Origin of the sequence: Paenibacillus sp. FSL K6-1566, from assembly GCF_038050475.1 — a bacterium.
Taxonomy (GTDB): Bacteria; Bacillota; Bacilli; order Paenibacillales; family Paenibacillaceae; genus Paenibacillus_AQ; species Paenibacillus_AQ lactis.
Genome location: NZ_JBBOSR010000001.1, coordinates 1,563,819 through 1,577,329, shown reverse-complemented (window position 1 = coordinate 1,577,329; position 13,511 = coordinate 1,563,819). Strand labels below are relative to the sequence as shown.

11 protein-coding genes and 1 riboswitch are annotated in these 13,511 nt (G+C 53.7%); of the genes, 4 read left to right on the top strand and 7 right to left on the bottom strand.

Features of this window, described 5'->3' with window-relative positions; genetic code table 11:
• Positions 1 to 10: 10 nt before the first annotated feature.
• The 6 genes from NST08_RS06620 to NST08_RS06595 all read right to left on the bottom strand — a co-directional run bounded on the left by NST08_RS06620 (position 11) and on the right by NST08_RS06595 (position 6,713).
• Positions 11 to 811, bottom strand: coding sequence for a Nif3-like dinuclear metal center hexameric protein (locus tag NST08_RS06620; protein WP_007131631.1), 801 nt, complete (start codon positions 809 to 811; stop codon positions 11 to 13).
• Positions 812 to 1,120: 309 nt separating this feature from the next.
• Positions 1,121 to 2,101: a DMT family transporter gene (locus NST08_RS06615; protein WP_007131630.1), complete on the bottom strand. Its 981-nt coding sequence runs from the start codon at positions 2,099 to 2,101 to the stop codon at positions 1,121 to 1,123.
• Between the two features lie 141 nt (positions 2,102 to 2,242).
• Positions 2,243 to 2,404, bottom strand: a riboswitch (FMN riboswitch).
• A gap of 240 nt (positions 2,405 to 2,644) precedes the next feature.
• Positions 2,645 to 2,854, bottom strand: coding sequence for a hypothetical protein (locus NST08_RS06610; protein ID WP_028404493.1), 210 nt, complete (start codon positions 2,852 to 2,854; stop codon positions 2,645 to 2,647).
• A 354-nt stretch (positions 2,855 to 3,208) separates the two neighbouring features.
• Positions 3,209 to 4,825, bottom strand: coding sequence for an extracellular solute-binding protein (locus NST08_RS06605; protein ID WP_007131628.1), 1,617 nt, complete (start codon positions 4,823 to 4,825; stop codon positions 3,209 to 3,211).
• A 39-nt stretch (positions 4,826 to 4,864) separates the two neighbouring features.
• The gene (locus NST08_RS06600) at positions 4,865 to 5,746 is read right to left on the bottom strand and encodes a carbohydrate ABC transporter permease (protein ID WP_007131627.1); all 882 of its coding nucleotides are present in this window, start codon (positions 5,744 to 5,746) and stop codon (positions 4,865 to 4,867) included.
• A gap of 13 nt (positions 5,747 to 5,759) precedes the next feature.
• Positions 5,760 to 6,713 (bottom strand): ABC transporter permease, encoded by a 954-nt coding sequence (locus NST08_RS06595; protein WP_007131626.1) that lies wholly within the window; start codon positions 6,711 to 6,713, stop codon positions 5,760 to 5,762.
• Positions 6,714 to 7,025: 312 nt separating this feature from the next.
• On the opposite strand from NST08_RS06595, the gene NST08_RS06590 reads away from it, so the two are divergent.
• Positions 7,026 to 9,293, top strand: a complete 2,268-nt coding sequence (locus NST08_RS06590; RefSeq protein WP_007131625.1) for a helix-turn-helix domain-containing protein — start codon at positions 7,026 to 7,028, stop codon at positions 9,291 to 9,293.
• 55 nt (positions 9,294 to 9,348) lie between these two features.
• A complete protein-coding gene (locus NST08_RS06585) occupies positions 9,349 to 9,591 on the top strand; it encodes a hypothetical protein (RefSeq protein WP_138919352.1) in 243 nt (80 codons plus the stop codon).
• 79 nt (positions 9,592 to 9,670) lie between these two features.
• Here NST08_RS06585 and NST08_RS06580 read toward each other — a convergent pair whose 3' ends face one another.
• Positions 9,671 to 10,873 (bottom strand): acyltransferase family protein, encoded by a 1,203-nt coding sequence (locus NST08_RS06580; RefSeq protein ID WP_341341616.1) that lies wholly within the window; start codon positions 10,871 to 10,873, stop codon positions 9,671 to 9,673.
• A 181-nt stretch (positions 10,874 to 11,054) separates the two neighbouring features.
• On the opposite strand from NST08_RS06580, the gene NST08_RS06575 reads away from it, so the two are divergent.
• Together NST08_RS06575 and NST08_RS06570 are read left to right on the top strand one after the other, a co-directional pair.
• Complete coding sequence (locus tag NST08_RS06575; protein WP_007131623.1) at positions 11,055 to 11,987, top strand: AraC family transcriptional regulator; 933 nt, start codon at positions 11,055 to 11,057, stop codon at positions 11,985 to 11,987.
• Positions 11,988 to 12,188: 201 nt separating this feature from the next.
• The gene (locus NST08_RS06570) at positions 12,189 to 13,502 is read left to right on the top strand and encodes an ABC transporter substrate-binding protein (protein ID WP_341341615.1); all 1,314 of its coding nucleotides are present in this window, start codon (positions 12,189 to 12,191) and stop codon (positions 13,500 to 13,502) included.
• Positions 13,503 to 13,511: the final 9 nt, after the last annotated feature.

Below are 13,511 nucleotides of genomic sequence, written 5' to 3'. Positions count from 1 at the left end.
AAGTTTAAGTCTAGATGATATGAATCAACGGACGTGCCGGGAGAAAATGAACGGGAAGCTCCTGAAAATAGTCCCGAAGCCGATCGGCAACCAGCCGCATGCCCGGCTCCTCGCTCGCCCCATGCCCGAGCAGCATCAGCGCTTGGTCCCGTCCTTGCGCAGCCGCATCGGCGACGTATTCGGGCGTCTCCCACTCCGGTCCTTCGCCTGCAATCAGCATATCCATCCGCTCGCGTTCATACAGCGGAATGGCGTGCTGCCCGCCTCCCCGATAGCCAACCGCGATTCCGATCCGTTTGCATACCGTGTCCCGGCTGCCCACAAAGCGAACGTACGGCAGATGCAGCCGATCCTTGATATATTCTGCGATCCCTTGAACGGTCATCCCCTCCGGCAGAGCCACGATGGCCGCTGTTGGCAGATGCTTCTCGAGCTGGTCATTCCAGCCCAAGGTTTTAACCAGCCCTTCGGTTATCACGTCGGGCTCGGTCCGATGCGGAGCATCATGCAGCCGGTATATATTCATCCCCTTGGAGCGGATACGCTCCAGCTTGGCCTGAACGACCGGGCTGTCCCCCAAATGATCCGGCCCAGCTTCATGATGGCTGTAAAAGACGCCCTCATGCGTAATCAACAAATTCGCGCCCAATTCCGCCGCCCGTACGATCACGTCGTGCGAAGCAATGAAGGCAACCGCAATTCCCCGAACAGCCGCGCCCCCGTCCCCCGCCACGATTCCGTCGACCGAGGCATCCGGCGATCCGGATTGTCCCGTTAATCGATCAATGACATCTTGGACCGTTATAGTCATAGGCAACCCATCCACCTTTTCATACTAGTATGGCAGTTGGTTACCACTTTAATCGAGAGTTGCTCCGATTTCAACTGCTTTTTTATCCAGACCTATGAAAAAAGCCTTCTCCCCGCAGGTTAGAAGCGAAGATAGCTCCGTTACCAAGGGAAAAGGGCTGTTAACGACGGTTATGAAATCATGCGTTGGCCTCGATATACCGGCGGACCTCCTCAAGGGTGAATGCCCGCCGGGTCATGGAAGTTATACGCCGTGAAGCTTTAGATTATGAATTATTCATTAAGAAGTCATTCATTAAGAAGTCATTCATTACGATAGCGTCCGCTCAGACGATTCCGACTGCCTCGATATGACAAACAGAACGATCCAGATCAGCAGAAAGCCCAGCAGCTGGGCGCTTGTCACAACCTCCTGGAATACGATCCAGTTAATGAGAACGCCGACCATAGGGAAGCTCAGCTCGGCAAGCGTTGCGACGGAGGCCTTCGTAGTAGTCAGCCCTTTATAATACACCAGCAGGCTCAAGAGTCCCGGCAGCAGCGCCTGGCCGATCAGATTCAAGGATACCGCGGCAAAAGCGCCGGTACCGAATGCCGGCATATTCCATGCGGCTCCTTCGTTCCACGTCATGAAGGTCAGCAGCGGCAGCGCCAGCACGAAGCGCAGCGAGGTCACCGTCTCATACTTCAGCTTGCCGACCATCAGCCGTCCCATCACCGTCGAGCCGCCCCATAATGCGGCTGCGCCCAACGATAAGAGGCTTCCGATCTGCACAAAATCGTTCCAGTGACCAATAGGCAGCGTCATGCCAAAGGTAAGCAGATAAGTGCCCGCCAGAGCAACAATAAGCAAAATGCCAAAGTGGCGAGGCAGCTTCTCCTTCAGAAGCAGGCTGGCGAGCATGATCGCAAACAGCGGCTGAAGCTTCTGCAGCAGCAGGACGGCGTTCAGGTTGCCGTTTGACAGGCCCATCGTGAACAGGATCGTGGCCAGCGCGGAGCCGCCCCAGGAAATAAACAGCAGCGCTCCGACATGGCGCCAGCCGATACCTCGCAATTCAACGCGGTTTCTCCACAAAACCGGAATGGCAATCAAGGAAATGATGATGTGCTCGAGCAAAACAATCTGCGCCGACGTCAGGTTTTTCAGAAGAATGACCCTGAACAAAGGGTCCACGCCCCAGAGGGCCGCTCCCAATACGACAAGCCAAAATCCTCCCCGCATTCGGCCCCTTGCTTGTGCGCCGGAGTCGTAAGGCTTGACCTTGACACCGATATTTACGTTATCCATCTTTACCTCTCCTCATCCTGAATACGGAGGTCTTACCAGCAGAAAGCCCCCGCCTGCCGAGCAATGTCGGCGTAAACGGGGGCTGATCAAATAAGCCTGCTATCATGCGATTTTTCGAAAAAAATCCACAGCAAACCAAGCTTTGATCTTCTCCCATCCGGACTATACCGTCGGCCTTGGAATTGCACCAAGTCAGTCGCGATTGCAGGCCTTGCGAAGGCTGTTTTGTCGCGAGTCGCGGGCTAAGCTTCGAATCGAAGCATCACCGCCGGTCAGGAATTTCACCTTACCCCGAAGATCCATATTCATGTTTTATTTTTTAAATGCTGCAACAAACTCAAACCAGGGTATCCCGGTTGATGTTGTATGGTATGGAAATTATACCATGAATGGTTTCATGAAAATACATTTTTCTTTCAAATTAAAAAGATATATTTTTCTTTACTAACAATTATACAGCAAATATATAATAGTTACCACAACTTTTTTCACTCTGATTCTAGTCCTGTCTTATAATGGACAGCTCTTTGACAATAATACTGCTTAATCAAACACGCCGAAATGCCTCATCGTCGCAACCGTGATCAGGATAAACCAGCGAATCACGATAAAAGCCCAAAAAATGAGTATCGCTTTGAACAGCAATTCCACCATCCGCTCGATTCTCGGAAAGCGCCCGTACCTGCGTCTCGGCCTGAATACCCATTCCGCTACCCCTTTTGGAATCTTCTTCATGGAAACCTTCCGCTCCATCGCTACACAGCCCCCTCTTAAACCATCATCATAACTCCCGCCAATGATGACTTGAGCTCCTGACGCTGCAACGACCTGCGGGTCAACATCTTTTCATAAATATTACCATTCCATATAGAGAAAATCACCAGCAAAAATCACGGCGCCAGTCGGACACGTTCTTTCCACAATGCCCCTGATCGTGCTGCTTGGAGATGCGTAATTGACGTCTATGCCTTTATATCAAACCTCAGCGCATATATACGAGCAATACCTCTCAGGAATAACGGAAACAGCCCGCAATCAAGGGATATTCCCTTGAGCGGGCTGCTCATGCTTGCACAATAATAGCTTATACCCTAAACCAACCGCTTGTTACTCCGCCTGGTAGCGGTCGTATGCCGCCTGATACACTCGCATGTATTCCTCCAGGCCCATCTTGTTCAGCGTGTTCACGTACTCGTCCCACTGGTCGAAGGATGCGGAGCCATTGACGAACTTCGCCTCCATCTCGGTGACATAATCCTGAATATCCTTGCCGATCGAGGACATGATATCCGTCTCTTCCAGCGTAAAGTTGAAGTTATACAGAATTTCCTTCACTGCATAAGGCTCCGCCTTCTCGGCTGCCGCCATCGCGCTCGGAAGCGTCTCGGAGCCCTTGAACCAGCTCTCCCGCACCAATCCCGGATAGCTGCCGCCAAGCCATGTAAAGTACTTCGCCAGCGCCTGGTCCTGTGTCAAGCCGTCCGGATTTTCGGTAATTTCCTTCACATATTCAAGCTGACCGTCGGCGTTCTTCGTGTAGGTCTCGCCTTCTTTACCCATGAAGTAGAACTGCGCTCCCTCATCGCCATAGAAGTAATCCATCCAGCGAATCGTCGCCTCCGGATTCGGGTTCTTGTCCGTGATCGCAAATGCCCCTACGTGGACCATCGGCACCTTTACGTGGGAGTACAGCTGATCGCCGTGAGGTCCCTTGAGCGCACCGAGACCGATATATTCCTTGCGTCCCATGACGGTCTCCGGATTCGGCACGACGGTAGCCCCGAGCAAGCCTTCCTGCCCTTTCGCGTTCAAAGCGCCGCCTTCAATCGTGAAGATCTCTTTATCCAGCAGTCCTTCCTTATATAGCTTGTTCATGAACTCCAGCATTTCCTTGTATTTCGGCTCCGCCTTCGTAAACCGCAGCTTGCCTGTTTCCGGATCGACATCGACGAACTTATGGCCAAGCCCGCTCGTTCCAAGGCCCCAGGAGCCCTTCAAATGGTCAACGAGACCGGTGATGCCCGTTGCAGAGTATGGAATCTCGTCATGCTTGCCGTTGCCGTTCAGGTCGGTTTCCTTAACCGCCTTCAGGTAGGCGTAGAACTCCTCGGTAGTCTTCGGCTCCTCCATACCGAGCTTATCCAGCCATTCCTGATTGATCCACAGCGGCGTACCGATCAGCATCGAGAGCAGCTCCGGATCGTAGAAGGATGGCAAGGAATAAATGTTGCCGTCCGGCATCGTCAAGCCCTTGCGGATATCCGGGTACTGCTCCATCAGCTTCTTGAAATTCGGCGCATATTTATCGATCAGGTCATTCAGCGGAATGAAGACGCCTTGCTCGCCGTAGCGCGTCAGCTCAGCCGACCCTACCCGGGCGGAGTAGAACACGTCCGGATAATCCCCGCCGGCAAGCGCCAGGTTCCGCTTCTCGGTCAGCGTCTCGAACGGAACAAGGTTGAACGTAATGTTCATGTTGGTCATGTCCTTATACGTCTTCCATACGAGCGTATCCTCGAACTTGCTTCCGTTTGTCGGCGATTTGCCCGTGAAGAAGGTCAGGTTGAGCGGTTCATTTACGATCGGCATGCCGGTCTCGTTGAAATTGGACTTGGCCGTCTCCCCCTCCTTCGTTGCGCCATCCCCGCTTTTGCTCCCGCAGCCAGCCAGCAGCCCCGCTGCCAGCACCGCTGTCAATGTGAGCGAAACCCATTTTTTCACCATAATTGTCACTGCCTCCTATAGTCTTATCATTTGAATATGTCAGCCTTTAATGGCTCCAATCATGACTCCCTTGACAAAATACTTCTGCAAGAACGGATACAAGAGCAGCATCGGCAGATTGGTCACAATGACCGCCGCGTATTTGATTGCTTCCGCATCCATCAGACTCCGGGCCAGCGAATCGTCGCTGATATCGACCATTTCCTGCATCTGCCCTTGGACGAGAATTTCCCGCAGGAACAGCTGCAGCGGATAATTCGACCGGTCGGATAGATAGATCAGGGCGGTGAAATAGGAATTCCAGTGGCCGACCGCGTAGAACAGCACCATAACGGCCAGGATCGGACCGGAGAGCGGAAGCACGATGCGAAACAGCACCCGCATATTCGAGCAGCCGTCGATGAAGGCCGCTTCCTGCATCTCCTTCGGAATGGAGTTCTGGAAGAACGTACGCATGATGATGATGTTCCATACCGACACCGCGGACGGAATAATCATAGCCCAGATCGTATCGAGCATGCCAAGCTCCTTAACCAGCAGGTAGCTCGGAATCATGCCGCCGCTGAAGAACATGGTGAAGACGATGATGAGCATGAACCCGTTGCGTCCCTTAAAGTCCGCCCTCGATAACGGATACGCCGCCGCGATCGTCATCACGAGGTTCAGCGCCGTCCCCGTTACCGTATAGAGCACGGTGTTCAGAAATCCTTGAATGATCTCCTTGTTGGCGAACAGCCGCTCATATCCGACAAACGACAATTCCTTGGGCCACAGCCATACTTCTCCGCGCATCACCGTCTCCGGCGCGCTGATCGAAGCGATAAGCACAAAATATAACGGATACAATACAACAAGCGAAATTAATGATAATATAATGTAAATACAGATTCCGGCAATGCGTTCGCTCCGGCTTTGTGGCATAGCTGCTTCCTCCTTACCATAGGCTGGTCTCGCTGACTCTGCGGGCGATCCGGTTGACGGTAATCAGCATGATAAAGTTGACGACGGAGTTGAATAATCCGACCGCCGCCGAGTAACTGTACTGGGCGCCCAGGATCCCGCTTCGGTATACGTTCGTGGCGATAACGTCCGAGGCTTCCATGTTGAGCGAATTTTGCATCAGGAAGACCTTCTCGAAGCCGACCCCCAGAATGGATCCGATGTTCAGAATCAGCAGAATGATCATCGTCGGGGCGATCCCCGGCAGATTGATATGCCAGATTCGCCGGAACCAGCCTGCACCGTCCACCTTGGCGGCCTCATGCAGCTGCGGATCGATGCCCGCGAGCGCCGCCAAATAAATGATGGAGCTCCACCCCATGCTCTGCCAGACGCCGGACCACACATAGATGCTCTTAAACCAGGACGGCTCCGTCATAAAGGCAATCGGTTCCCCGCCAAAGGAGGTGATAATGAAATTGACAAGTCCGCTGACCGGAGACAGAAACATCATGATCATGCCGACGACCACGACCGTTGACAAGAAATGAGGTGCATAAGTTACCGTTTGAATGAACCGGCGAAACCGGCCCGACCGCGCTTCGTTGATCATCAAGGCAAGTATGATCGGAATCGGGAACCCGACAATCAATTCATACAGCCCGATGCCAAGGGTATTTTTAATGATTCTCCAGAAGTAGAAGCTGTTGAAGAAGCGCTCGAAATGCTTGAAGCCTACCCAAGGACTTTCCAGAATGCCTTTATTGGCGATAAAATCCTTGAAGGCGATCTGTACCCCGTACATCGGCACGTAGTGAAACACGATGAAGTAGAGCAGAACCGGCAGGAATAATAGATACAGCTGCCAGTTTTTGCGCACCTGCTTCACCGTACCTCGCCAGACGCTGCTGCCACGTGTGCTGCCGGGTTTTGTTGAATGCGCTTCCATGTTACGAACCTGACGCTCTAAAATCGGACATCCCCTCACTTTCGTTTCTGAACCTTTCTCCTGCTCTTCGGTTCACATCTGCATCATATACGACCGATTGCCGGGATGGGTATTGACCATTTTTTCGATGTCTCGCCTTTCATTGGATTGCCGGGCTGCCGGGCGTTTTTCCTAAATTAAAGCTTAAAATCTAAAATAATGACTATTCCTTTTTTACGGTGGGTTAACACCACGCAGCACGATCCTTAATACTTGTCCTTTATACTGTGGGGAGGACCATAAACGCGAATACATACAAAAGGGGGATCGTTTATGAACTGGATCAAAAGCAAGAGCAGAAGCCTGTTCTTCAAAATTTTCCTCAGCTTTTTGGCCATCATCGTTTTGTTCGGCCTATTCTATGCCGTGATCTTCCATCTATTTAAATCCAGCCTTCAAAAAGAAATTATCGATACGAGCCAGCAGGCGGTCCACGACACGGCGGAACGGTTCTCCTACCAGTTCAGCCGGCTGCAGGTGCTGTTATTTGACATATATAATCATGCCGATTTAATCGGGTTCAATAATCAGCTCCGCCAGCAGACGGGCAACGAGGTCAATTATTTGAAGGCCCGTGATGTCATGCTCCAGATGCGGAGCGATATCTACAACCCGCTCTTCTTCCTGGAGGATACGCTGATTTATCTGAAGGAGCATGATTTTGTGCTCAGCAAATCCGGAAGCGGGAATGCTCCTTATATGCTCGACCGGTCTTATACTAGCAAGCAGTACCCCTACGCCTTCTGGAACAGCTACAAGAGCAGCGGGGAATCCTTCAGCCTGCTTCCGGCTGCTGTCTACCGTATCCATAATGATCTGTCCGAGAAAAAACTGATGCCATTCGTCTATCAGCAGCTGGACAGCCGTTACCAGATTATCGCGCTGATCGATATCGACAAGGCCGCTCAATCCTTCTTCGGGGAGCCGAGCGACCGCTCGCTTGCGATTTTGAACGCGGACGGGGATGTGCTGTACACATGGGGAGACCTTCGCGCCAATGAGCTGCCGACGTTTGCCTCTGGGCAGCAAGCCGTGCTCAAGGACGGAACTTACTATTTTGCGGAAGCCGGAGACGACGGATTGACCTACATCTCGGCCGTCCCATACAGTCATGTGTCTGCTCAGCTGAGCAGGCTGACCGGGGCGCTGCTGCTCATCTTCTCGCTATCGCTCGGGGTAGCTCTGGCGGCCTCCTATTTCTTCAGCCGCAGATTGCACAAGCCGGTGAAGCAGATATTGACGACGGTGCTCAATCGCAAGACTCACGCGCCGCAGCCGTATCAAGGCAGCATCAATGAATACGATCTCATCAAGAGCCGCATCCAGGACCTGCTGCGGGAGAAGGAGGAGATCCGGGACCGCCTGAACAAGCAAAAATCGGTGCTGACCAGCTACTCCTATATCAGCCAGTTGAAAAGCATCAATACGGATATTAGCGAATGGGAGGATTTCCTGTCGGATGACGGCAGCTTTATCGTCGTGCTGTATCATATCCGGTTCCGCCTGAATCCAAGCGGCGAGCCGCCGCTCCAGACGGACCAAGCGGTCCGCCATATGCTGGAGCATATCCATCTGTTTACGGCGGAGCGCTACCCGGATTCGCATACGTTCCAGATCGAGAAGAACGAGATCATCTCGATCTTCAAGCGCGAAGAAGCCAGTCAGCTGGAAAAACTGCTGGAGGAAATGAAAGATATGCTGAACAACGAGACCGAGCTGTTCCTCGTTACCATCGCTGTCAGCTCGCAGGTCCACGATTCCTCCGGCTTCAATGAAGCCTACCGTCAGGTCAAAGCGCTGACCGAGCAAGCCCCTCTTCTGGAGGAATCGCAGCTGGTGACGAAGCCGCGGACGCTTCCGACGACGGTCCATCTCAGCCCGTCCCAGGAGAAGGGATTGCTGGATGCCCTGCAGGAAGGCAGCGACGGCCGAGCGCTTCAGATCATTGAGCAGGCGCTTGCGGCATTGCAGCGCAAAGAGGCCGGCATTGCCCAGTTCCGTTTCTTCGCCGATGCCGCCGCCTCCAAAATTATCGGCTATGCGGAAATGGCCCAGGTCGACAAAGCTCAGCTTCAATCCTTGAAGCAGTGGGGCTCGCGGCTGGCGGAATGCCACTGCCTGCGCGAATACCAAAGCGTCTTCCGCCAGCTGATCGAAGCGTCCTGCGCCCTGATACGGAAGAAGAAGGATAGCGGCGAGGAACCGCTGATCGCCATGTTCCTGAGCATCATTCATAACCAATATGCGGAGGACCTGTCCCTCGACTATCTCTCCGCCAAGCTGAACCTGTCGAGCGCCTATCTCTCGGTGTACATCAAAGAGAAAACCGGCCTCAACTTCAGCGATCATCTGCTTGGGATCCGCATAAATAAAGCGAAGGAGCTGCTGACTTGCACCGACCTGACCGTTAATGAAATCAGCCAGCGCGTCGGCTACCTCAACATCACCTCCTTCAACCGGACCTTCAAAAAAGCGGTCGGCATGACGCCGGGTGCCTATCGCAGGCAGCAAGTGGTGCAGACCCATGCCAGCAGCGGATGATCGGATCGATGGAATGCAACCACAACAAACCTTCTCTTGTGCAAGGCGGGGCTGAATGCCCCGCCGCCGAGAGAAGGTTTGTTTTTTTATATGCGCACCGCCGCCCGGCATGCTGAAATCAGGCCGGGCGCTTCCTCGTGCTGTGGCTCCTGCAGACGGCAATGGCGATGATGTGCCTGGCGGCAATCGCCGATTCCGTGCCTCGCCAGACGGCTACCGCCGGTGCCGGGCCTCGCCAGACAGCAATCGCGGTGCCTTGCCTCGCCTGACGGCAATCACTGTGCCTTGCCTCGCCTGACGGTGATCGCGGTGCCGGGCCTCACGTTCCGTGCCTCGCGGTAATCGTCGATTCCATGCCTCGCCAGACGGCTTTGCGGTTAATCCATCGCTTGTTCGCCGGCTGATACCGGCTTTGTTCCCCCTTTCTTCCCCGCCCGCTTCGCTCCGATGAACATCCGTTTGTTCCACCGGGACAACATATCAAGGATCACGGCGTCAACGAGCCGGTAGAACCCGTGTGCGAATGCCATGATGAACGCCAGCGTTACCGTGAACGTGATCAGAAGATTGATGCCATAAGGCAGAACGGCGCTCAGCTGTAAGAACAGGAAGCAGCCGAAAGTGCATAGGATCGTGAAATGAACGAGATAGAGCGAGAACGAGATTTTCCCCAAATACGCGCACCACTTGCTGCCCAGGAGAGCCTGCAGCCGGCTAGAATTCAGCACAGCCGTCAGCACCAGTCCTGCCCCGATCACGTGATAGAACACAAAGAAGTCAAACTTGCTTGATTCCCATAAGAGCACGGCATAAAGGGTGCCGGCTGGATGAATGTACGGATACGAGCCGAAGAACAGGCCGGCGGCGAGCAGGACGGCATTGATCCAAGGACGCCGGACCCGTGCCAGCCGGTCCCTCCCGCTGTGCTGAAGGTCACTCAGCAGCACGCCGATCACAAACGCAAGGTAATAAGAATCGAGCAGCCAGCAGACAAGGGCGGCGTATAGGACAAAGCGGATACGGCGTCTGCCGCAGAGAAGCAAAAACGCAAAAATGAACAGCGAACCGAACAGCTCGTACGTCATCGTCCACAGCACCGGATTATACTGCGCGCCATAGGTGAAAAACGTATGAAACAGCCCCTCCTTCACCATCGTAAGCAGGCTCGCATCCGCCGCAAACGGATCCGGCATCGACGAGCCGGTCAGTCCCCTGACATCGTCGAACATGCCCCAGCCGGCAATCATGCAGACATAGGCGATCACAACCGACGCAAACGCAGGTCCCGCCAGCCGAAAATACCTTCTTATTGCCGCGGAATACAGAATCGTGCGGTCCCCGGTGCGAAAATAGCGCCAGCTCAGCACATAGCCGCTCAGCGCAAAGAACAGGCATACCGAAAAATTGCCGTTAAACAGCAGGTTCAGCGGCGTTTCCGCCAGCATCTCCTCGAATGCGAAATGCCGGATCTCCTCCCGCCCTTCAATCACGGAAGGCATAAACACCTGAACGAAATGGGCGATCACGACAACAAAGGCCGCAAGCCCTCGCAAGCCATCCAAATACACGATTTTTTTCATGGTCTTTAGCTCCCTTTGAAACCCGGCTTACACGAAACCGGCGACTTATGGTTCCAAAGGGGAGGAAGAAGGACGCTGCAAATTTCTTAGAGATCGTCGGGGGGAAGGAAACAGCTTTGACGAAATATGTTTTGAAAGCGTTTTCTTAAAAATCAGGGATACGATCAGGGAGGGAAAAACAATGCGTATTTATTGGAGCCAAGTTGATCTTGAGAAGCTAACGGGATCAGGTGTCGTTTATTTTAACTCAAAGATGGAGATGTTGGAAGGACTTCCTTGCAAAATGTATCGATTGATCCGTCAGCAGAGCTTGTGGACGCACTGCCACGACTATTTTCAAATATGGTACGTGGCCAAAGGCACGTTGTCGCACACGGTGAACAACCGGGCCTATCAGCTGACCAAAGGCGATATCTTCGTCATCCCGCCGTTCACGCTGCACAGCGTCACGATCCCCAAGGACGGAGATTATGAAATCTACGGCTGCGAATTCATGCCTTCGTTTGTGAATGAGCGGTTCGAGGAGCTTCCGGAGGAGGAGGTCTTCTTCGATGCGGCCTTTCTGGGATCGTTTCTGCGCGAGGATACGGATGCCCAGGCCCGGATTTCTTTGGACGGCGGAACCGAAACCGCAGTGCGTAACGTGATGAAGGAGATGCTGATGGAATATGAGCGGCGCGCCCCCTTCTTTCAGCTGACGCTCAAGGCCCAGCTGCTCGTACTGCTCTCCATTCTGGTACGGCAGGTCAACGGCGAGCTCGTCCGGGAAGGATTCGAGAAATCCGAGAAGTACCGGGAGATCATGACCAAGGTGGTCGATTACATTCACCGCCACTACCAGGAGGATTTGAAGCTTCACGCGCTGTGCGATCTCTCGAATCTGTCCAGGTCCACCTTCTGTCAGGTATTCAAGGATTGGACAGGCAAAACCTTCAACCGCTATTTGACCGACCTCCGGATTCTTCAGGCTATGGTCATGCTCAAGCAGGCCGAGCTCTCCGTCACGGACGTATGCTATTCCACCGGATTCAACGAGCTATCCTATTTCTGCCGCATCTTTAAAAAATACACCGGCATCTCCCCGACGGAGTTCCGCAAACAAGCGATCAAGTAGCTTGGCAAATCATACGATAATCCTATTTTTACGCACGATAGTGAAATGAAATGGCGAAATGAAATGCTACGATATCCTACAAATAACGGGATCAGGGCCGGTTATTGGAGCACCAGGACTTGTTGATGGATTGGGAGGGAAATGATCTATTTTTTAAGCAGACAATCTTTAATCGGACTTCGAAAAAGGGGAGGAAGAAGGATGAAGAAGAAAACATGGTTTGGTTTATGGTGTTTGCTGTTATCGATCATGGTCGCCGGATGCTCGGGAGGAAGCGGGAGCACCGCAGAGCCCGGCAAGACAAGCGGCGAAGAACCGGACCAGCCCGCTGCCGCGGATGCCGTGGAGCTGAGCTTCTGGTACGGCTGGACCGGTCCGGAAGCCGAAGCGCTGGAGAAGCTTATCGCCAAATGGAACGAGGCCCATCCGGAAATTCAGGTCAAGGGCCTTTCGCAGAGTGACTACCAGAAGCAGCTGACCGCCATTACGGGAGGCAATCCGCCGGATGTTGCCTCCCAGTTCGGACAGAACGTCGTCCCATGGGGCCTGCGCGGAGCGATGATGCCGCTGGACGATTATATCGCCAAGGACGGGGTCGATCTAGACGACTTCGTGCCTGCAGCGCTGAGCACGTCGCAGCATGAAGGCGCCACCTATGCGATTCCGACGGCCATGCATGTGTCCATGCTGTTCTACAACAAGGATATCCTTAAGGAAGCAGGTTATGACGGCCCTCCGGAAACGCTTGGCGAGCTGAAGGAATACATTCAGGCGCTCAGCATCGTCGAAGACGGCGGCCGACTGTCGCGGCTCGGCTTATGGCCGGGAATGGACGCCTACACGTTCTCCTATGCCTACGGCGGCTCGTTCTATGACGAAGCGGCCAAGCAGGTGACGCCTGACCATGAAGGCATTCAATCGGCCATCAAGCTGTCGAAGGAGATCTGGGACCAATACGACTCGGATAACCTGGACCGTTTCTCATCGGGACTCGGACAATACATGTCGGCGCAGAACCCGTTCTTCTCGGGCAAGTACGCCATGACGGTCGACGGCGAATGGCTGCCGACCTTCATCAAGCAGTTCGCGCCCGATCTGAATTACGGCATTGCTCCGATTCCATATGACGAGAATCATCCCGAACGCAAAAATCCGGGCAATGTCACGACCAGCGTATTCTACATTCCGAAAGGGGCGAAGCATCCGGACGCCTCATGGGCCTTCATCAAGTGGATGACGGAGCCGGAGCAAATGGCCGAGTTCACGGCGGCCATCGGCAACCTGCCGACCCGGACCTCGGCATTCGCGAGCCCGCTCTACGAGAATGTGCCCGGCTTCAAGGAATTTCTCGATTACTCGGCAAGCGAGAATCTGAAGTCCTTCCCGGCCACTTCCTTCACGAACGAGTACATGGCGGAATTCAGCGCCCAAGTGGACGCGATTCTCCGCGGCACGGTCAGCATCGAGGAAGGACTTGCGAACGTGAAGGAAAAAATCCAGCCGCTCGTCAAATAAACCATCATG